We start from the raw sequence: 19,598 nt of genomic DNA, 5'->3' as shown, positions 1-19,598 counted from the left end.
GGATCAGGTTGAGCGCGGCGCCAGGCCGGGCTCGGTGCTGTCCGGGTTCTCCAGCGGGCTGGTGCCGGGGGCCGCGCTGCCGGTCGACGGGTGGTCGCGGCCGCCGAGCAGCCAGCCGACCAGCGCGAGCGCGCCAACCAGGAGGACGGTGGCGGCGGACAGCCGGGTGCGGCGGGCGGGCACGGAGAACTCCCGAGGTCAGCGGCGGGTTGACGGCGAACCAGCAGACCAGCGGACCCAAGAGATGATCAAGCCGACGCCACGGGCGGACCGAGGAGCATGTCGGAGCTCACATCCGCCGGCTCCCGGCAGGCCCGGGTGCGCTCAGCCGCCGATCGCCGACATCGGCCGTTCGGGCCGGACGAAGTCGGCGCTGCCGATGGCGTGTCCGGGCCCCTTGCCGGCCACCGACGCGCGCCAGGCCGCCTCGATCCGCGCGTCGTCCGCGCCACCGCGCAGCAGCGCGCGCAGGTCGGACTCCTCGGTGGCGAACAGGCAGTTGCGCAACTGCCCGTCCGCGGTCAGCCGCACGCGGTCGCAGCCGCCGCAGAACGGCCGGGTGACGGAGGCGATGACCCCGATCACCGTGTCCGTCCCGGCGATCCGCCACTCCTCCGCCGGGGCGTTGCCGCTGCGCCCGACCGGCACGAGGTCGAAGCACTCGCCCAGCCGGGCCAGGATCTCGTCGGCCGTCACCATCGCGGCCCGGTCCCAACTCCCCTGCGCGTCCAGCGGCATGGACTCGATGAAGCGCATCCGGTAGCCGTGTTCGACGGCGAAGGACGCCAGTTGCGCGATCTCGTCCTCGTTGACCCCGCGCACCGGCACGGCGTTGGCCTTCACCGGGTCCAGCCCGGCCGCCTTCGCCGCCGCCAGGCCCGCGAACACGTCACCGATCCGGTCCCGCCGGGTGAGTGTCGCGAACCGGTCGGCGCGCAGCGTGTCCAGGCTGACGTTGACCCGCCCCAGCCCCGCCTCCCGCAGCTGGACGGCCGTCCGCGCCAGGCCGATCCCGTTGGTGGTCAGCGACAGCTCCACCCCCAGTGCCGCCAGCCGACCGACCAGCCCCGGCAGTCCGCGGCGCAGCAGCGGCTCGCCGCCGGTCAGCCGGACCGAGCGCACCCCCAGCCGCTGCACGGCGATCCGCACCAGCCGCACCACCTCGTCGTCGCCGAGCACCTCCGCCCGGGGCAGCCAGTCCAGCCCCTCCGCCGGCATGCAGTAGGTGCAGCGCAGGTTGCAGCGGTCGGTCAGGGAGACCCGCAGATCGGTGTGGACCCGTCCGAAGCGGTCCACCAGCGGGCGCGGCGCGGTGTTCATCGCCCCAGTACAGGGGCAAGAGCGCCGCCGGACCAGCGGCCGAACCGCCGGGGAGCGCCCCCGGCCCGCGCCTTCGCCTTGTGGATTCGTACAAGCCGCGAACCGCTGCGCGAGCACCCCCGGAGCGGGCAGGCTGGGCGCATGCCGAACACACCGCCCGCCGCCGTCCCGGCCCTCGTCCTCGCCGCCGGGGGCGGACGCCGGCTCGGCGGGCGGCCCAAGGCGCTGATCCGGTACGCGGGCCGGCCGCTGCTGGAGCACGCGGTGGCCACCGTACGGGCCGGCGGCTGCCCGGACGTCACGGTGGTGCTGGGCGCGGAGCGCGACCGGATCCGCTCCACGGCGCACCTGCCGGGCTGCCGGCTGGTGGCCAACCCGGACTGGGCCGAGGGCATGGGCTCCTCGCTGCGGGCCGGGCTGGCCGCGCTGGCGCCGGACGCCCCGGCGGTGCTGGTGATGCTGGTCGACACCCCGGGAGTCACCCCGGCCGCGGTGGCCCGGCTGCTGGCGGCGCACCGGGCCGGCGCCGACCTGGCGGCGGCGGCGTACGGCGGGCGGCGCGGGCACCCGGTGCTGATCGGCACGCGGCACTTCGCCGAGGCGGCCGAGGGCGCCGCCGGCGACGCCGGGGCCCGCGCCCTGCTGGCGGCGCACGCCGAGGAGCTCGTCCTGGTGGAGTGCGCGGACGTCGCCGTCCCGGACGACCTCGACACCCCCGCCGACCTGGCCCGCTGGTCGGCCCGCTGACCTCCTCCGCACGCCGACCGCCCCTCCTCCCTGCGAAGGGGCCGGGCACGGGTCGTGCCCTGATCTGTCCCTGAGGATTGGCCCATTCCGCGCCCTGGGCCGGAGGTTTCGGGGAGCATGGGAAGCACCCACCCACCCCGACCCCGACGGACGGAGCCCGCGATGGCAGGACTGCCCGACGACTTCACCGGACACGACCCCGCGCGGCCGGGGCCCGGGGCGGGCGGTGCCGCCCGGGCGATCCGCTGCCCCGCCTGCCGCCGCGAGCACCTGTACGAACCGCCGTCGCTGCCCTGCCCGTGCGGCGCCTCGCTGAAGGTGCCGCTGCTGCGCGGCGGGGTGCCGGTGCAGGTGCGGTTCCGCTCCTGGGAGGACTCCTGGCTGAGCATGCGCTGCCCGCACTGCGGCCGCTCGGACCAGTGGCCGCAGCCCGAGTTCACCTGCAACTGCGGCGCCACCGTCCGGCTCCCGGTGGACCGCACCACCCGGCTGGGCAGCGGCCCGGCCGGCCCGCTCGCCATCCCCGGCCCGCAGGCCTCCCACCCGTACCCTGCCCACCCGGTGAACACCCCGGCGCCCGCCCCTCCCGCACCCCCCGGCGGCTCGGCCGGCCGCTCCCGCCCGTTCCGCCACCGCGCCCCGTTCCGCCCCCACCCGGTGCGCACCTCGCAGGACGCGGTGTTCACCGCCGCCCGCTACCTGGAGTGGCTCGGCTTCGACGACCTGGAGCTGACCGAGGCCCAGGAGCGCGACGGGGTCACCCTGCTGGGCAGCCGGATGGTCGCCCAGGTCGACACCTGGACCGAGCCCGCCGACGTGAAGTCGGTCGAGTGCCTGTGGCTGCAGACCCTGCACGCCGAGGAGATGGCCGCCGCCATGTTCACCCTGGCCGGCTACTCCCACCAGGCCACCGTGCGCGGCGAACAACTGCTGGTCGCCCTGTTCAGCCTGGACCTGGCCGGCGTGCCGCAGCCCGCCAACGGCGCCGCCGAGGCCCTGATGGAGACCGGCTGGACCTCCTGACCCCGGCCGCCGCCCCTCTAGATCATTTCCCCGGCAAAAGCAACAACCTCCGCTCGTGATCTGGTGCACAAGCTCGCCCCCGTGTTGAATTGCCGCCACAGCGCGGGCCTTTCGCCCTGCCGTCGCCATGCGCACGGTCGCGGCGGCAGGGCCCCAGGGGCAGGTCCGTGCCCTGCTGGATGGCGCACACAAGGAGGTGGCGTTGTCGGAGCACGGATGGAGCCCGAACGGCCCGGACGAACGGGGGCGGGCGGCAGCGGAGGAACCGGGCGACACCGTGTGGCGACTGCGGTCCCGCGGGTGCTGGCAGGAGGCCGCCGAACTGCTGCGACCGGCCGCCGAACGCGACCCGACCACCGCCCTCGCACGGGCCGAACTCCTCATCGAACAGTGCCTGTTCACCGCGTCGCAGTGGACCCAGGCGGAACAGGCGCTACGACTCGCCGAGGCCCTGGCGGAGGGCACCGAACAGCGGGCGGCCGCCGCCTGCGCCCGCGGTTTCCTCGCCTACCTGGCCAGCGTGCTCGGCCCGCGCGACCGGCTGGACGAGGCGCAGGCCGCGCTCGGCCGGACCTCGGCGCTGCTGCCGCCCGACGCCCCGGGCCGCCCGCTGCTGGACTTCCGGCGCGGACTGGTCGCCGAGAACCTGCTGCGCGACCGCAGCGCCGCCTGGATCGCCTACCGCCGGGCGCACGAGGGCGCCGGCGAACGCGGGGACGAACTGCTGCGCTCCTACACCTGGCGGCACCTGGCCGCGCTGGCCCTCGCCCGCGGGGAGCGCGGCAACGCCCGGGAGGGCTTCGACGCCTCCCTGCGGCTGCGCGAGCAACTCGGCTTCACGGTCGGGGTGGCGCCGGCGCTCGCCGCGCTCGCCGAGGTGTCCGAACCCCCCGAGGCCGTACGGCTGCGCGCCGAGGCGGCCCGCCTGGTGCACGCCCTGGGCGGGGTGCCGGTCTGGCTCGCGCGCCAGCTGTCGAACGCACCCGCCGGCACCGGGCGCGCGCCGGGGCCTTCCCCGGACGGGCGCATCACCAGCGAGACCCGGGGGACAATCAGCTAAGGTGAGCCTAACCTGTCCGGGGCGAGCAGTGCCCCGGACAGGTCGCCTTGCTGTTCCCCGGGCACCGCCGTGCCCCGGTCCGGCCGGGCCCGGCGCCTCGCGGCCGGGGCCGCCGGTCGGTCCGCCGGCAGCCCCGGTCGATCCGAGGGGCCCGCCATGACCACGAGCAGCACCCGGCCCGACCCCGCGCCGTACGCCCCCCGCACCACCGGGGAGCACACCCCGGCCCACGCGCCGGACATCCCCACCCCCTGCGCGCCCTCGTACCACCGGCTGACGGAGCTGGCCCCGCTCCTGGACGTGCGCTGCGCCCCACCCCGCCGGGGCGGCGGCTGGCTGCCCGTCGCCGACCTCACCGCCGACCCGGGCGCCGTCCGCGAACTGGTCGCCCACGACGCCCGGCAGGGCCTCGCCCGTTACGGGCAGCCGCTGCGCCCGGACGTCGCGGCCGGCTTCGGACTGCACCGCCTGGTCTGGCCGGTCTCACTGCTGTTCACCGCGCCGTGGTTCCTGGAGCGGCGCGTCCCGCTGCTCGGCCCCGACGACGTCTCGCTGCGCCGCGGCCCCGCGTCCGCGGAGCTGACGGTGCGCCCGGAGACCTTCGTCTGCCTGCCGGACGACCCGGTGGCCGGCTCCCCCGATGCCCGTACGGCGCCGGACGAGGCCGGGCTGGCGGCCCGACTGCGGTGGGTGCTCGGCGAGTTCCTCGCACCGGTGCTGACCGCCTTCGGGCCGCAGGTGCGGCGCGGACCGCGGGTGCTGTGGGCGATGGCCACCGACGCGGTGGTGGAGGGGCTCTGGTACGCGGGCAGGCTGCTCGGGGAGCAGGAGCGGGCGCGTGCCGAACTGTCCGCGCTGCTGGCGCCCGGGGCCCCGGCCTCCGGGCCGACGTGCGCGCCCGGCGCGGACCGGGGCCCCGCTCCCGCCCCGGCCCCGTTCACCCCGGGCGCCGGCTTCGCGCCCCCGGCACCCGGCCGCACCGGTGCTCCGGGCACGGACCGGGCCCGGGCCAGCTGTTGCCTCGCCTACACCGTGGAACCGGGGGAGATGTGCGGCGGCTGCCCCCGCGTCACGCGACGTTGACGAAAATCCGTCCGATGACGAATTCGAAAAGCCCGTGATTCCGGGAACATTCCCCGTCGAATTCATATGACCATGCGATTGTCGACGGGTCAGAAATCCCTCTCCCCAGCGCATTGACGGCGAATCCGCCTTCCGCCCGACGGGCATCCGTCATGATGGTCCCCGCCGCGCTGCTGGAACGCAGTGGGCGGCGCAGGAGCGCGACGCAGAAAGCGAGGCTGGTTCCGGCGATGAAATTGTCCGACATACCGCTCGGCTGGGCCGTCACCGGGGTAGCGGGGCTGCTGGCCAGCGCCCTCCTGGTGGCCCTGGCCCGAAGCCGGGGATCCGCCGCCGGCGGTGATTCCTGGGAGCGTTCCGAGGAACGGCGCCGCAACAAGGAATCCCTGTACGGCGCCGCCTCCTACACCCTGCTGTTCTGCTGCGCCGGGGTCGCGGCCGCGCTCTCCTTCCACGGACTGGTCGGCTTCGGCGTGCAGAACCTCGGCCTCTCCGGCGGCTGGGAGTACCTCGTCCCGTTCGGGCTCGACGGCGCCGCGATGTTCTGCTCGGTGCTCGCCGTCCGCGAGGCCAGCCACGGCGACGCGGCGCTCGGCTCCCGGCTGCTGGTCTGGCTCTTCGCCGGCGCCTCGGCCTGGTTCAACTGGGTCCACGCCCCGCGCGGCTTCGGCCACGCCGGCGCCCCGCAGTTCTTCTCCGGCATGTCGCTGTCCGCCGCGATCCTGTTCGACCGCGCGCTCAAGCAGACCCGCCGGGCCGCACTGCGCGAACAGGGCCTGGTGCCCCGTCCGCTGCCGCAGATCCGCATCGTCCGCTGGCTGCGCGCCCCGCGCGAGACCTACGCGGCCTGGTCACTGATGCTCCTGGAGGGCGTGCGCAGCCTGGACGAGGCGGTGGACGAGGTCCGCGACGACAGGCGGGAGCGCGCGCTGGAGAAGGAGCGCCGCAGACTGGCCGGCCGCCGCGAGCGGGCCGAGATCCGGGCGATCAACCGGAGCGGCGGTCACTGGCGCGGACGCGGCGGCTCCGCACGGCAGTTGGAACCGGCCGCATCGGAGCCCGCGATAGCCGCCGGGCCCGGGGCGGAGCGTCCGGTGGGTGCGCGGGAGGTCGGGGCCGCGGCCTCTCCCGAGCCCGGTGCGCGCGAGACCGGGGCGGCCGAGGGCACCGTCGTCCAGCCCGGCCTGCCGGCCCGTCCCGAGCGGCGCACCATCGACCTCACCGTCGACGAGGACACCGTCACCCTGCCCCGGCTGGACTCGCTGGAACGCAAACTGAAGGACCTGGAGCAGCAGTTCGGCTGATCCTCCCGGGGCGGGTCCGCCCCCCGTTCCGGGACGGGTCCGGCACCCCGCTCCGGAACGGGTCAGGCCGCGCTCGCCTGGCTGAGTTCGAACCACATCCGCTTGCCGGATCCGCGCGGTTCCACGCCCCAGGCGTCCGCCAGCGCCTCGACCAGCATCAGCCCGCGCCCGGAGGAGGCCTGCTCCCCCGGCGTCCGGCGGGTGGGCCACAGGTCCGACTCGTCCTCCACCTCGACCCGCAGCCGGGCCCGGCCGCCGTCCGTGGCCGGCTCCCGGTAGAGCCGGGCGGTGAACATGGCGTCCCGGTCGGTGTGCCGGATCGCGTTGGTGACCAGCTCGGAGGAGAGCAGCTCGGCGGTGTCGATGAACTCGGCGACGCCCCAGCGGCGCAGCGCGTCGCGCAGTTCGGCCCGGACCTCGGCGACCCGCGCCAGGTCGGCCTGGCCGATCCGGCGGCGCAGCTGCTGGGCAGCGAGCCCGCCCGCCGGACCGTCCCAGCGCAGGAGCAGCAGCGCTATGTCGTCCTCGCGCTCGCTGGAGTCGGCGGCCTGGGAGGCGATCCGGTCGGCCAGCTCCTCCAGCGGGTCGCGGGCCGCCTGGTCGGCGACCGGCAGCGGGCGGGCCAGGGTGCGGGTCAGCCGGCCGATGCCCTCGTCCAGGTCCATGCCGCGCGCCTCGACCAGGCCGTCGGTGCACAGCACCACCGTCTCGCCCGGGTCCAGGCTGAACCGGGTGACCCGGTACTCCTGGTCCGGGTCGATGCCCAAGGGCAGCCCTCCGGCCACCGGCACCACGGCGGCGGTGCCGTCCGCGCGACGCACCACCGGGTCGAGGTGGCCGGCCCGGACCGCGTAGACCACGCCGTAGTCCACGTTGACCTCGGCGTAGGTGCACGTCGCGAAGTGGTCGGTGTCCAGGTCGGCGAGGAAGCGGGAGGCGCGGGCCATCACCGCGGCGGGCGGGTGGCCCTCGGCGGCGTAGGCGCGCAGCGCGATCCGCAGCTGGCCCATGATCCCGGCGGCGTGCACGTCGTGGCCCTGGACGTCGCCGATCACCAGGCCGACGTGCCCGCCGGGCAGCGGCACCACGTCGTACCAGTCGCCGCCGATCTGCAGCCCGGAGCCGGCCGCGAGGTAGCGCACCGCGGTGGTCACGCCGGGGATGGAGGGGACGGTGCGCGGCAGCATCACCCGTTGCAGGCCGGCCGCCAGCTCGTGCTCGGCGTCGTGCAGCCGGGCCCGGGCCAGTGACTGGGCGACCAGCCCGCCCAGGGTGGTCAGCAGGGTGCGCTCGTCCGCGTCCAGCTCGCGCTCGTCGTCGAAGCTGACCACGCAGACGCCGATCGCCCTGCCGCTGGCCACCAGCGGCAGGTACGCCCAGGAGCCGCGGCCGGTGCGGCTGGTCTGTTCCCAGACGTCGGGGTGGCGGTCGCGGAAGTCCTCGCGGCTGGAGATGAAGACCGGGGCCCGGTACCTGAGTGCCTCGGCGGCCGGGTGGCCGGCGGGCAGCACGGCGCGGTCCCAGACGGCGAGCGCCTGGGAGCGGTAGCCGGAGGCGCCCAGGATCCGGGCCCGTCCGGCCTCGAAGGAGGCGAGCACCAGGCCGTCCGGCGGCAGTCCGGGCAGCGGCAGTTCGGTGAACACCCGGGCCACGTCACGGACGGTGACCGCTTCGGAGAGGGCGCGCGCCGCCTCCTTGATGAACCGGGAGCGCTCCTCGCGCAACAGGGCGAGCCGGTCGGCCCGGTCGCGCTTGTGCAGCTCGACGGTGGCGTCCCAGACGAAGCCCACCATCCGGGAGGCCCGGCCGAAGGCGTCCGCGAGCACCCGGCCGCGGAAGCGCACCGCGCGCATCGTCCCGTTCGGCCCGACGGTGCGGTAGTAGGCGCCGCACTGGCCCAGTTCGGCCACCGCGCGCTCGACCCGGCGGCGCACCACGGGCGCGTCCTCGGGGTGCAGCAGGGACAGGAAGGAGGCGGCGGTGCGGTCGAAGCGGTCCCGCTCGACGGAGTCCAGACCGAGGATCGCGCAGGCCCGCTGGTCGCCCTCCAGGACGTCGCGGCGGATGTCCCAGTCGAAGGAACCGATGCCGTTGGCGGCCATCGCCGGCTCCAGCCAGTCCGGCATGGAGTCGGCGGAGGCGGGCGGCAGTCCGCCGGACAGCACGGGAGCCAGCCGCCCGGAGGCGAGCGCGGGGGGCGTGCGCACGGAGTTCCGGCGGGTGGCCTGGGCGGGCGGACGGACGGCTGGCGGCGGCTCCACGGCGGACGCGCCGGGAGGAAGGGCCGGCCCCGGCGACTCGGGCTCAGTGGGCATGCTGCTCCTGCCGCTGCCGTGGCGGACCGCGCCGACCGTCCGGACGGGCCGCGTGGCGGTGTGATGGGTCGTGCTGGATCGGACGGTGCCGACGGACGGTGGCCAGTCGAGGTTCGGTCTCCCCGCTGCTTCCCGCACGTGGACACACATTCCCACCATCCTGGCCAATGTTCGGCTGAGCGGCAATGGCAACGGGCCGGAAATCTTGCGCTCCGCCTTGTGTTCAGGGCTTGCTTCGTCAGCGGATCAATCGAAGACGAACCATCGTGCGGTGGCGCGGCACGGCAGGTGCGCGGTGCGGCTGCGTGGTGAGGGCACGCGGTGTGCGGCTGCGCGGTGAGGGGCACGCGGTGAGGGTCGTACTACGGCAGGGCGAGCTCGAACCAGGTGACCTTGCCGTCGCCCCGCAGCTGCACGCCCCAGGAGTCCGCGAGCGTCTCCACCAGCAGCAGGCCCCTCCCCGAGGTCGCGTACTCGGCCTCGGGATCGCGCCGACGCCCGGGCAGCCGGCTCGTGCCGTCCTGCACCTCGATCCGCAGCCGGCTGTCCGTGGCGAGCACCGCCTCGAAGACCGCGCCCTTGGTGGTGTGCAGCAGCGCGTTGGTGACCAGCTCGGAGGAGAGCAGCTCGGCGGTGTCGGACAGCTCCGGCACCCCCCAGTGGCTCAGCGCCGTGCGCAGCCGGTGCCGCACCGCGCCCACCGCGACCAGATCGGCCGGGTCGAGCGCCAGGTGCAGCCGGCGGTGCAGCGCGCACCCCGGGGCCGGCGCACCCGGCAGGGTCGTCCCGGTTCCGGCGCCGGTTCCACTGCCGTTGACCGGGCCCTTGGCCGGCCCGGACCGGTAGGCGTCGCCGGAGCTCGTCCGCTGCCGCGGGAATCGCGACTGACCATCCATCACCACATGCCCCCGCCCTGGAAACCGGGCCCCCGCCTCCGGATCCCCCGCCGGCCGGGTGGCCCCCTCGTTCTGACACCCATCCTCATGCCCAGTTGACGGCGTTTGCAACAGTGTGCGTCCGATCACGTGGGGTGAAAGGGGCACGGGGAGGTTCACGTGATCCAACTGCCCGCGCCGGACGGGTTTGCGAAGCGCAGAGGCTGTTTTCGAGCCCGCCCCCACCCGATCCCGCGCACACCCGGCGCCCGTACGGACCGTACGCGGGCCGCCCGCCCCGGCTCCGCCACCACCGCGCGCCGCTCCCTGCGCCCTCCCCCGCGGAGCGCCGCGCGCCCGCCCGTTGTCCGCCGCCTCACTCCCGGCCCGCCCCCGGCCCACCCCCACCGCGCGCCCGGCTCACCCCCGCCGCGCGCCCGACAAGCCGAACCCTCGCGGAGCGGCAACGCTGGACACGACGCCCCGGTGCGGGTTCAATGACCCGAGATGTTTGAACGTTGTTCTAACATCACCCCCGGAAGCCCCGGCCCCCGAGCCGACCCCCTCCCCCGGCGACCGCGAGCGAGGAACCGTGCGACTGACCCCCACCGAGCGGGACCGGCTGCTGATCTTCACAGCAGCCGAACTGGCCCGCGCCCGCCGAGCCCGAGGCGTACGCCTCAACATCCCCGAGGCGACCGCCCTGATCGCGGACACCGTCTGCGAGGCCGCCCGCGACGGCCGGCGCCTGGCCGAGGCCATCGAGGCCGGCCGCTCCGTCCTGACCGCCGACGACGTGCTGCCCGGCGTGCCGGACGTGGTCACCGTCGTCCAGGTCGAGGCCGTCTTCGACGACGGCACCCGCCTCGCCGTCGTCACCGACCCCTTCCAGGGCGCCGGATCGCTCGGCGACGAGGCCCCCGGCGGCGCGCTGATCGGCGACGGCGCCGGCTACGACCCGGTCGAGGAGACGCTGCTCGTCCCCGTGCACAACACCTCCGCGGTGCCGATCTCGGTCACCTCGCACTTCCACTTCTTCGAGGCCAACCCGCGCCTGGCCTTCGACCGCGCCGCCGCCTACGGCACCCACCTGGCCGTCCCGGCCGGATCCTCGGTGCGCTTCGACCCAGGCGCCACCGTCGAGGTCGGCCTGGTCCCGATCGGCGGCGACCGGGTCGCCATCGGCTTCGCCGGACTCGTGGACGGCCCCCTGGACGCGCCCGGCGCCAAGGAAGCCGCCCTCGAAAAGGCCCGCGCGACCGGCTACCTGACCAACTTCGACGACTCGGAGGTGCCTTCGTGACGGCGATCTCCCCCCACGACTACATCTCCGTCCACGGCCCCCGCGCCGGCGACCGGATCCGCCTCGGCGACAGCGGACTGATCGTCCGCGTCGAGTCCGACTCCCAGGCGCCCGGCGACGAGTTCCTGGCCGGCTTCGGCAAGACCGCCCGCGACGGCCTCCACCTCAAGCCCGCCGCCGTCCGCGACACCTGCGACGTGGTGATCAGCAACGTCCTGGTGATCGACGCCGTCCAGGGCATCCGCAAGACGTCCATCGGCCTGATCGGCGGCCGGATCGCCTCGATCGGCCGGGCCGGCAACCCGGACACCCTGGACGGCGTGGACGTGGTCGTCGGCACCGGCACCACGATCGTCTCCGGCGAGGGCCTGATCGCCACCGCCGGCGCCATCGACACCCACGTCCACCTGCTCTCGCCGCGGATCATGGAGGCCTCGCTCGCCTCCGGCGTCACCACCATCATCGGCCAGGAGTTCGGCCCGGTCTGGGGCGTCGGCGTCAACTCGCCCTGGGCGCTGCGCCACGCCTTCAACGCCTTCGACGCCTGGCCCGTCAACATCGGCTTCCTCGGCCGCGGTTCGTCCTCCGACGAGGCCCCGCTGATCGAGGCGCTGGCCGAGGGCGGTGCCTCCGGCTTCAAGGTGCACGAGGACATGGGCGCCCACACCCGCGCGCTGGACACCGCTCTGCGGGTCGCCGAGGAGTACGACGTCCAGGTCGCCCTGCACACCGACGGGCTGAACGAGTGCCTGTCGGTCGAGGACACCCTGCGCGTGCTGGAGGGCCGGACCATCCACGCCTTCCACATCGAGGGCTGCGGCGGCGGCCACGTCCCCAACGTGCTCAAGATGGCGGGCGTGCCGAACGTCATCGGCTCCTCCACCAACCCCACCCTGCCGTTCGGCCGCGACGCGCTCGGCGAGCACTACGACATGATCGTGTCCGCGCACGACCTCAAGCCCGACCTGCCCGGCGACGCCGCCATGGCCCGCGACCGCATCCGGGCCGGCACCATGGGCGCCGAGGACGTGCTGCACGACCTCGGGGTCATCGGCATCACCTCCTCCGACGCCCAGGGCATGGGCCGGGCCGGCGAGACCGTGCGCCGCACCTTCGCCATGGCCGGCAAGATGAAGACCGAACTGGGCCCGCTCGACGGCACCGGCTCGTACGGGACCACCGAGAGCGGCGACGACAACGAGCGCGTGCTGCGCTACATCGCCAAGCTCACCATCAACCCGGCCATCGCCCACGGCCTCTCCCACGAGGTCGGCTCGATCGAGGTCGGCAAGCTCGCCGACATCGTCCTGTGGCGCGCGGACCACTTCGGCGCCAAGCCGCAGCTCGTCCTCAAGTCCGGCTTCCCCGCGTACGGCGTGGTCGGTGACCCCAACGCCTCCACCGACCGCTGCGAACCCCTCGTCCTGGGACCGCAGTTCGGCGCCCACGGCGCGACCGCCGCCGACATCTCGGTGGCCTTCGTCGCCCAGGCCGCCGCCGACGCCGCCTACCTCGACCGCCCCGCCGACGGACTGCCCACCCGCCGCCGCCGCGTCGGCGTCCGGGGCACCCGCGGCATCGGACCGCGCGACATGGTGCGCAACGCCCGGGTCGGCCACGTGGACGTCACCGAGACCGGACTGGTCTCCCTGGACGGCTCACCGCTGCGCTCCGAACCCGCCGACAGCGTCTCCCTCAGCCGCCTCTACTTCCTCTGACCCCCGACCCGCTTAGGACCGCGCGATGACCACCCCCACGCCCGCCTCCCTCGGCTACCGGATGCCCGCGGAATGGCACCCGCACGAGCGCACCTGGATGGCCTTCCCCACCCCCAACCCCACCTTCGACGGCCCCGAGCAGCTGCACGCCGCCCGCCAGGCCTGGGCCGCCGTCGCCGACACCATCGTCCGGTACGAGCCGGTGACGCTGATCGTCAACACCGGCGAGACCGCCGAGGCCCGCAAGTACGTCTCCGAGCAGGTCGAGATCGTCGAACGCCCGCTCAACGACGCCTGGATGCGCGACATCGGCCCGTCCTTCCTGATCGACGGCAAGGGCTCGCTCGCCGCCGCCGACTGGATCTTCAACGGGTGGGGCGCCCAGTCCTGGGCCCGCTGGGACAAGGACCAGCACATCGCCGAGCACATCAGCGAACTCACCGACGTCCAGCGCTTCGCCTCCCGGCTGATCAACGAGGGCGGCGGCATCCACGTCGACGGCGACGGCACGGTGCTGGTCACCGAGACCGTCCAGCTCGGCGAGGGCCGCAACGCCGACTGGACCAAGGAGCAGGTCGAGGCCGAACTCCACGCCTTCCTCGGCACCACCAAGGCGATCTGGCTGCCGCGCGGGCTCACCCGCGACTACGACGAGTTCGGCACCCGCGGCCACATCGACATCGTCGCCTCCTTCGTCCGCCCCGGCGTCGTCGTCGCCCACGTCCAGCCCGACCCCTCCCACCCGGACCACGCCGTCTGCCGGGAACTGGTCGCCCTCCTGCGCGACTCCACCGACGCCCGGGGCCGGCAGCTGGAGGTCGTCGAACTGCCCGCCCCCACCGTCCTGTTCGACGAGGACGGCGAGCCGGTCGACTACTCCTACATCAACCACTACGTCGCCAACGGCGCCGTCGTGCTGTGCGCCTTCGACGACCCGCGCGACCAGGCGGCCGCCGACGTCCTCGCCGAGGCCTACCCCGGCCGCACCGTCGAACTCGTCGACGCCCGCGAGATCTTCGCCAACGGCGGCGGAATCCACTGCATCACCCAGCAGCAGCCCAAGGCCTGACGTCCCGGTGACCGGAGTGGGGGCGCCCTCCCCACTCCGGTACCGTTCGGATCTCCTTCCCCGCAGAAAGCAGCCCCACCATGGCCGACCCCCGCCCGCGCCGACCGGCGCGCCCCCGCGAGGAGGTCTTCGCCACCGCCCGGGCCGCCATCGCCGACCACGGCCTCGCCAAACTCACCATGGCCGGCCTCGGCAAACAGCTCCAGATGAGCGCCGGACACCTGCTCTACTACTTCGGCAGCAAGGACCAGCTCCTGCTGGAAACCCTCCGCTGGAGCGAGGACCAGCTCGGCACCCGCCGCCGCGAAGCCCTCACCGCCCCCACCCTCGACCCCTGGCAGCGCCTCGACGCCTACCTGCGCCTCTACCTGCCCGAAGGCCCCGGCGACCCGCGCTGGATCCTCTGGGTCGAGGTCTGGGGCCGTTCCCCCGCCAGCGCCGAACTCCGCCAGGGCCAGCAGGAGATCGAGGCCCCCTGGCAGGCCGACCTGGTCACCCTCATCGAACAGGGCACCACCACCGGCCACTTCACCCCCGGCCCCGCCCCCGCCCGCGCCGCCCGACTCCGCGCCCTGCTCGACGGCCTGGCCGTCCCCATCGCCATCGGCCTCCCCGACGCCCACCCCTCCACCGCCCTCAGCCACGCCACCTCGGTCGCCACGACCCTGCTCCGCAGCTGAAGGCTTCTCGGGCAGCGGCCCCCATCCGTCAACTCAAGGGCGCGACAGCGGTCGTCGGTTCCCTGGTCTAGGGTCGCCCGCGTGGCTGAGCCCTCCTTCCTGACCGCCGTCCGCGAGTCGTACGACACCGTCGCCGCCGCCTACGTCGAACGCGTCCCGCCTCCAGCCGCGATGGATCCGCCGTCACGCGCGATGCTGGCGGGGTTCGCCGAACTCGTGCGGACGGCCGGTCCCGGTCCCGTCGCGGACCTGGGATGCGGCCCCGGCCGCGTGACGGCGCACCTGACCGAGCTGGGAGTGTCCGCCTTCGGCGTCGATCTGTCACCGAACATGATCGAACTGGCCCGGCACGCCCACCCGAACCTGCGGTTCACCGTGGGCTCGATGACCGCGCTGGAAATGGGGGACGACGAGCTCGGTGGCATCCTGGCCTGGTACTCCACCCACCACACGCCCCCTCAGTGGCTGCCGGCGGTGTTCGCCGAGTTCCACCGCACGCTCGCGCCCGGCGGCTACCTCCTCTGGGGGGACTACGTCGGCGACGAACGGCTGCAGCCGACCCGGGGCTACGGCCAACCGGTGTCCTACGAGTCATACCTCCTGCCCCTGAACCGCATGGTCGACCTGCTGGAGCAGGCCGGACTCGTGGTCACCGCGAAGCTGGAACAGGAACCCGGCGGACGGGCGAACAGACCGCGCGCCTGCCTGCTGGCCCGCAAACCCGAGGCGCCCTGACGGGGCTCGCTCCCCCAGCGAGGCCGCTGACGCCGGATCGCTGCACGCCTGCGCACCCCACGACACCGCTGGGGGCGCTGGGCGCAAGGGCGCCCCACGCGAGCGGGGTAGGCGGGGCCCGCAGGAGAAGTCGACCAGGCCGACTTCTGGCGCAACGGCCCCGTGCACCTGACCGGCAGACAGACAGGCCCGGCCTGGCGCGGACAACAGCGACGCCGCATTGGCGCGCCGGGGCTGGACACGACTGATCGGGGTGGGGAAAACCCGGTGAATGCGCCTGCGCTGCGCATGGGAAGTCGGGTGGGCCGACTTCTGGTGCGGGGCCGTGTCTACTCGGTCCAGATGGCTGCGGCGGTGCGGTCGTCGGCGTAGCCCTTGGCGCGGACTTGGACCTGGCGGAGGAAGTCGACGGTGCCCGGCGGGTGGGGGTGGGCCCAGTGGGCGGAGAGGAAGTGGGCGACGGCGGGTTCGTCGGCGATCGGGTGGGACAGGCCGGGGGTGCAGAGCAGGAGGATGTCGCCCGGGGTGGCGGGGACGAGGCGGAAGCGGAACGGGCGCGGATCCGGTACCGGGGCTTCCGGGACGGGCGGCTGGCCGTCCGGGTGGTGGAGCAGCCGGGCTGCGTAGGCGTCGATCCAGTGGCCGGAGCGCAGCAGGTAGAGCCCGCCGGGGCCGACGCCGAAGGCGGCGCGGTAGCCCGCCGCCGGGTCCAGCGACACCAGCAGGCAGTGCAGCGAGGCCGGGGACGGCCCGTCGTCCCCCTCTGCCAGGGGGGCCAGCGCGCGCAGCGGGGCGGCAGCGCCGGTGGCCAGGCGCTGGAGGCCGTAGCGCAGGCGGTCCCTGGCACCGTCGCGCAGGTCGGCGGCCAGACCGGCCCGGCTGCGCCCGATCGCGGCGGCGAGTTGGCGGCAGGCCTCGCCCGCTCCGGCGGCGACGGCCTGGGCGGTGAGCGATTCGTCCTCGACGCCGCCCGAACGGTCGTAGCTCGCGAGGACGGCGAGCAGCAGTCCGTCGGGGCCGTCGCCGAACCTGGTCACCAGCAGGCTGTCCCGGCGCGGCTCGCCCCGGTAGCGGGCGGAGTCGCCCCGGACGGAGACGGCGCGCAGCACGGTCGTCCCGTACTGGGCACCCTCCAGCGCGGTGTCCGGTACGACGGTGTCGAGCGTGCCCGGGTCGGCCTCGGGCACAGCGGTCGGCTCGGGCCCGTACGTCGGGGGGCGCTCTCCGACGTGGGGGACGGCGGGGCCGCTGTCGGTGAGCGGGGTGCGGATGGCCAGGCGCGGGTCGGGGATGGGCGCGGAGGGCGCGGGATCGGGCTGCGGCGCGTGGTCGGGTTCGGGTTCGGGGGTCGGTTCCTTGACCGCGAGGGGTGCGGGGGCGGGAGCTGGTTCCGGTTCCGGTTCCGGTTCCGGTTCCGGGGCAGGTTCGGGGTCGGGTTCGGCTTCCCCTGAGGATTCCGGTTCGGGCTCGGGGGCCGGGGCGGGCTTCTCCAGGGAAACCGGGAGGGGCGGCACCTCCGGCTCCAGCTCCGGCTCGGGCTCCGGCTCCGGTTCCGGAGCCGGTTGCGGAGCCTCCGTCTGCGGCGCGGCGGCGGCGGTCTCGGTCGAGCCGCGCTGGCGTCCGATGCCGTCTGTCCCCTCGATCACGCCGATCGCGGTGTCGAACCAGTCGTCGATGCTGTCCCGCGCCGCCACGGGCTCGGCGACCGGCTCGGCGACCGGCTCCGGCTCCGGCTCCGCCGTCCGCTGCTGTCCGATCAGCCCGGCCGCCGTGTCGAACCAGTCGTCGACGCTGCCGTCCCCCGGATCGGCGTGGGGGGTGTCGGGGAGGGTGCCCGCCGGGCCGTCGTAGACGGTGTCCCACCAGCCGTCGTCGGGCCGGGGCGGCTGTGCGGGTGCACCCTGCTTGCTCATCTGGCGGCTCCTGATCGGTCCGTGGTCGCGCCGCCCCCGGCGGGGCCGGACTGGCGTCATTGTCTCCAAGTGCAACGACCCTGTCCGGGTTTCGACGACAACCGGTCACCGACCGGATCATCCCGGCCACCGCGTTCACCTGGCGGTTCGCCGGCATCGGGACGGCGGGGTGGGGCGGCCGTCACCACCGCGTCCGTTTCCGTTCCGTCCGTGCTTGCCGGATGTGCCCCGAGCAGGGCGTTTCCTGGACATTGCGGGGGGTTGGGGACCGAAAATGAGGGCTGATGAGGGGCATCGCTTCACCCGTTCGGCTGATTAAATGTGCGCATGACCGCGTCGGCCCCGAGCTCGCCCCGACCGGGGAGGGCCGCATCGGCGGGCCGCCCGGCGGGTGCGCTGTTGGTCCTGCTGCTGGTCGCCCTGTTGACCGCGCTGCCGTGTACGGGCCTGGCGAAGGCGGACGCGTCCGCCCCACCGGGGCCGGGCCCGGTGAGCGCCGTCTCGGTGGTCAGTGCGGCGGAGGCCACCGCGCGGACCCCTCTCGCCCGTGACGCCGCTCGCGACGCCGCCCGGGCGTCCGACGGCCACCACCGGTTCGCGGAACAGCAGGACCACTGGATCCTGTGCACCGCCGACGGCCAGCCGCCGCGCAACAACGGCTGCTCCAGCCACCCGTTCTGCCCGCAGGACGCCCAGCTGCCGAACCCGCCGCCGCACCCGCAGCCCGCCGCGTGGCCGCTCGTCTCCCCGGCGCCCGAGGCGCTGCCCCGGGTGGTGCCCGCGGGTCTGCTGGACGGCCCGCATCCAGCCCCTGATCTGCACGAACTCCAGGTCCATCGGTCCTGAGCGGAACCCACCGCCGACACTTCCCGTCGGCGGGTCCGCCCCTCCCCCCACTTCAGCCGACCGCCGCCCACCAGCCGTGCGCGGCGGGGACAAGGACAACCATCATGGGTTCCGCCTCGAAGCAGTCCAACAAGCCCGGCGGCAAGGACGGCGGCGACCGCCGCAGCCGGATAGCCGAGCTGCGCGCCGCCGAGCAGCGCCGCGACCGCCGCAACAAGGTGATCGCCTCGGTGGCCGCCGGCGTGCTGGTGATCGGCGCGATCGCCACCGGCACCTGGCTCGTCATGGACCAGAACCAGAAGAAGAAGGACCGCGAGGCCGCCGCCAACGCGGACATCCCGGGCGTGAAGACCTTCGGCGACCTGAGCCGCAATCACGTCAAGGACAAGGTCAACTACCCGATGACCCCGCCCGTCGGCGGCGACCACAACGCGGTCTGGCTGGACTGCATGGGCCACGTCTACGACAAGCCGGTCGAGAACGAGCGTGCCGTCCACTCGCTGGAGCACGGCGCGGTCTGGGTGACGTACAACGGCAAGGCCACGCCGGAGGACATCAAGACCCTCTCCGACAAGGTCAAGGCCACCCCGTACTCGCTGATGAGCCCGTACCCGGACGAGCAGGGCACCATCACCCTGAACGCCTGGAGCACCCAGCTGATCGTGGACAGCGCCAGCGACCCGCGGGTCAACGAGTTCTTCACCAAGTACGTCCAGGGCAAGCAGACCCAGGAGCCGGGCGCCTCCTGCACCATGGGGGAGATGTGACCGCCGACGGGACCCGCCCCGAGGAGTCCTCGGCAGCGGGCGCACCGCAGGCGCAGCCCACGGCGCGCCCCGGCCGCCACCGGATGTGGTGGCCGGCCGCGCTGGCCGCCGTGGTGGCGCTGGCGCTCGGAGTGCCGGCCCTGGTGGCCGGCGGCACCTCGGCCTCCGGTTCGGCGGCCTCGATCACCGTCCCCGCGGACGACTCGCCCGAGGCCGGGTTCGCCCGCGACATGGCGACCCACCACCAGCAGGCGGTGGACCTGTCGTTCATCGTCCGGGACCGCACGAGCGACGAGCCGACCCGCACCCTCGCCTTCGACATCATCAACACCCAGGCCAACCAGCGCGGGATGATGACGGGCTGGCTCGACCAGTGGGGGCTGTCCCAGCACTCGACCGCCAAGCCGATGGCGTGGATGAAGATGGACCACGACTACCAGGCGCACGACGGTTCGCTGATGCCCGGCATGGCCACCAACACCCAGATGGCGAAGCTGCGCACGCTCAGCGGGCGGGACGCCGAGGTGTACTACCTCCAGCTGATGATCGCGCACCACAAGGGCGGCGTCGAGATGGCCCAGGGCTACGTCGACATGGCGAAGAACGACGTCGAGAAGCGGCTCGCCCAGTCGATGGTGGTCGCCCAGACGTCCGAGGTGGAGCTGATGACCGACATGCTCAAGGAGCGCGGCGCCGCCCCCGGCGTGCCCGCGTCCTGACACCCGCAGTCCCCGTTTTCCCCTTTCCCTCGTTCCCCCGGACGGCCGGGGCGCGACGACGGTCCCGTGACCGTCCGTACCGCGCCCCGGCCGTCCGCCGTTCACACTCGCACCCCCTTGG

19 protein-coding genes are annotated in these 19,598 nt (G+C 74.4%); 13 read left to right on the top strand and 6 right to left on the bottom strand.

What is annotated here, in order from left to right; translation table 11 throughout:
- Positions 1-3 precede the first annotated feature (3 nt).
- Together ACH4J0_RS23180 and moaA are read right to left on the bottom strand one after the other, a co-directional pair.
- The gene (locus ACH4J0_RS23180) at positions 4-183 is read right to left on the bottom strand and encodes a hypothetical protein (protein WP_396242418.1); all 180 of its coding nucleotides are present in this window, start codon (positions 181-183) and stop codon (positions 4-6) included.
- 141 nt (positions 184-324) lie between these two features.
- Positions 325-1,320, bottom strand: coding sequence for a GTP 3',8-cyclase MoaA (gene moaA, locus ACH4J0_RS23175; RefSeq protein ID WP_396242417.1), 996 nt, complete (start codon positions 1,318-1,320; stop codon positions 325-327).
- A gap of 141 nt (positions 1,321-1,461) precedes the next feature.
- Here moaA and ACH4J0_RS23170 point away from each other — a divergent pair, with 141 nt between their 5' ends.
- The 4 genes from ACH4J0_RS23170 (at position 1,462) to ACH4J0_RS23155 (ending at position 5,233) form a co-directional block, all read left to right on the top strand.
- Positions 1,462-2,067 carry an NTP transferase domain-containing protein gene (locus ACH4J0_RS23170; protein ID WP_396242416.1) on the top strand — a complete coding sequence of 202 codons (606 nt, stop codon included), beginning with the start codon at positions 1,462-1,464 and terminating at the stop codon, positions 2,065-2,067.
- Positions 2,068-2,229: 162 nt separating this feature from the next.
- Positions 2,230-3,090 carry a hypothetical protein gene (locus ACH4J0_RS23165; protein ID WP_396242415.1) on the top strand — a complete coding sequence of 287 codons (861 nt, stop codon included), beginning with the start codon at positions 2,230-2,232 and terminating at the stop codon, positions 3,088-3,090.
- Positions 3,091-3,292: 202 nt separating this feature from the next.
- Positions 3,293-4,150, top strand: a complete 858-nt coding sequence (locus ACH4J0_RS23160) for a hypothetical protein (RefSeq protein ID WP_396242414.1) — start codon at positions 3,293-3,295, stop codon at positions 4,148-4,150.
- Positions 4,151-4,306: 156 nt separating this feature from the next.
- Positions 4,307-5,233: a (2Fe-2S)-binding protein gene (locus ACH4J0_RS23155; protein ID WP_396242413.1), complete on the top strand. Its 927-nt coding sequence runs from the start codon at positions 4,307-4,309 to the stop codon at positions 5,231-5,233.
- Here the strand turns inward: ACH4J0_RS23155 and ACH4J0_RS23150 are convergent.
- On the bottom strand, positions 5,220-5,480 hold the full coding sequence (locus ACH4J0_RS23150; protein ID WP_396242412.1) for a hypothetical protein: 261 nt from the start codon (positions 5,478-5,480) through the stop codon (positions 5,220-5,222). The two genes, ACH4J0_RS23155 and ACH4J0_RS23150, sit on opposite strands and share 14 nt — an antisense overlap.
- On the opposite strand from ACH4J0_RS23150, the gene ACH4J0_RS23145 reads away from it, so the two are divergent.
- On the top strand, positions 5,464-6,537 hold the full coding sequence (locus ACH4J0_RS23145) for a DUF2637 domain-containing protein (protein ID WP_396242411.1): 1,074 nt from the start codon (positions 5,464-5,466) through the stop codon (positions 6,535-6,537). The genes ACH4J0_RS23150 and ACH4J0_RS23145 overlap by 17 nt on opposite strands.
- Positions 6,538-6,599: 62 nt before the next feature.
- On the opposite strand, the gene ACH4J0_RS23140 is transcribed toward ACH4J0_RS23145, so the two are convergent.
- Together ACH4J0_RS23140 and ACH4J0_RS23135 are read right to left on the bottom strand one after the other, a co-directional pair.
- Positions 6,600-8,852 (bottom strand): SpoIIE family protein phosphatase, encoded by a 2,253-nt coding sequence (locus ACH4J0_RS23140; RefSeq protein ID WP_396242410.1) that lies wholly within the window; start codon positions 8,850-8,852, stop codon positions 6,600-6,602.
- A gap of 362 nt (positions 8,853-9,214) precedes the next feature.
- The gene (locus ACH4J0_RS23135; protein ID WP_396242409.1) at positions 9,215-9,748 is read right to left on the bottom strand and encodes an ATP-binding protein; all 534 of its coding nucleotides are present in this window, start codon (positions 9,746-9,748) and stop codon (positions 9,215-9,217) included.
- A 571-nt stretch (positions 9,749-10,319) separates the two neighbouring features.
- On the opposite strand from ACH4J0_RS23135, the gene ACH4J0_RS23130 reads away from it, so the two are divergent.
- From ACH4J0_RS23130 to ACH4J0_RS23110, 5 genes are all read left to right on the top strand, one after another.
- On the top strand, positions 10,320-11,030 hold the full coding sequence (locus ACH4J0_RS23130; RefSeq protein ID WP_396242408.1) for an urease subunit gamma: 711 nt from the start codon (positions 10,320-10,322) through the stop codon (positions 11,028-11,030).
- Positions 11,027-12,748 (top strand): urease subunit alpha, encoded by a 1,722-nt coding sequence (locus ACH4J0_RS23125; RefSeq protein WP_396242407.1) that lies wholly within the window; start codon positions 11,027-11,029, stop codon positions 12,746-12,748. Before ACH4J0_RS23130 ends, ACH4J0_RS23125 begins: the two co-directional genes overlap by 4 nt.
- 25 nt (positions 12,749-12,773) lie before the next feature.
- The gene (locus ACH4J0_RS23120) at positions 12,774-13,817 is read left to right on the top strand and encodes an agmatine/peptidylarginine deiminase (RefSeq protein ID WP_396242406.1); all 1,044 of its coding nucleotides are present in this window, start codon (positions 12,774-12,776) and stop codon (positions 13,815-13,817) included.
- An 80-nt stretch (positions 13,818-13,897) separates the two neighbouring features.
- Complete coding sequence (locus tag ACH4J0_RS23115) at positions 13,898-14,497, top strand: TetR/AcrR family transcriptional regulator (RefSeq protein ID WP_396242405.1); 600 nt, start codon at positions 13,898-13,900, stop codon at positions 14,495-14,497.
- 81 nt (positions 14,498-14,578) lie between these two features.
- Positions 14,579-15,232: a class I SAM-dependent methyltransferase gene (locus ACH4J0_RS23110; protein WP_396242404.1), complete on the top strand. Its 654-nt coding sequence runs from the start codon at positions 14,579-14,581 to the stop codon at positions 15,230-15,232.
- A 329-nt stretch (positions 15,233-15,561) separates the two neighbouring features.
- Here ACH4J0_RS23110 and ACH4J0_RS23105 read toward each other — a convergent pair whose 3' ends face one another.
- Positions 15,562-17,145: a hypothetical protein gene (locus ACH4J0_RS23105; RefSeq protein WP_396242403.1), complete on the bottom strand. Its 1,584-nt coding sequence runs from the start codon at positions 17,143-17,145 to the stop codon at positions 15,562-15,564.
- A gap of 327 nt (positions 17,146-17,472) precedes the next feature.
- Between ACH4J0_RS23105 and ACH4J0_RS23100 the strand changes: the two genes are divergently transcribed.
- The 3 genes from ACH4J0_RS23100 (at position 17,473) to ACH4J0_RS23090 (ending at position 19,477) form a co-directional block, all read left to right on the top strand.
- A complete protein-coding gene (locus ACH4J0_RS23100; RefSeq protein ID WP_396242402.1) occupies positions 17,473-17,991 on the top strand; it encodes a hypothetical protein in 519 nt (172 codons plus the stop codon).
- A 104-nt stretch (positions 17,992-18,095) separates the two neighbouring features.
- On the top strand, positions 18,096-18,758 hold the full coding sequence (locus ACH4J0_RS23095) for a DUF3105 domain-containing protein (protein WP_396242401.1): 663 nt from the start codon (positions 18,096-18,098) through the stop codon (positions 18,756-18,758).
- A gap of 83 nt (positions 18,759-18,841) precedes the next feature.
- Positions 18,842-19,477, top strand: coding sequence for a DUF305 domain-containing protein (locus ACH4J0_RS23090; protein WP_396242575.1), 636 nt, complete (start codon positions 18,842-18,844; stop codon positions 19,475-19,477).
- The last annotated feature ends 121 nt before the right edge of the window (positions 19,478-19,598 follow it).

The sequence above is a fragment of the Kitasatospora sp. NPDC017646 genome (assembly GCF_044329365.1).
Classification (GTDB): domain Bacteria; phylum Actinomycetota; class Actinomycetes; order Streptomycetales; family Streptomycetaceae; genus Kitasatospora.
The sequence above is the reverse complement of the archived record's forward strand: the minus strand, read 5'-3'. Positions and strand labels throughout refer to the sequence as shown.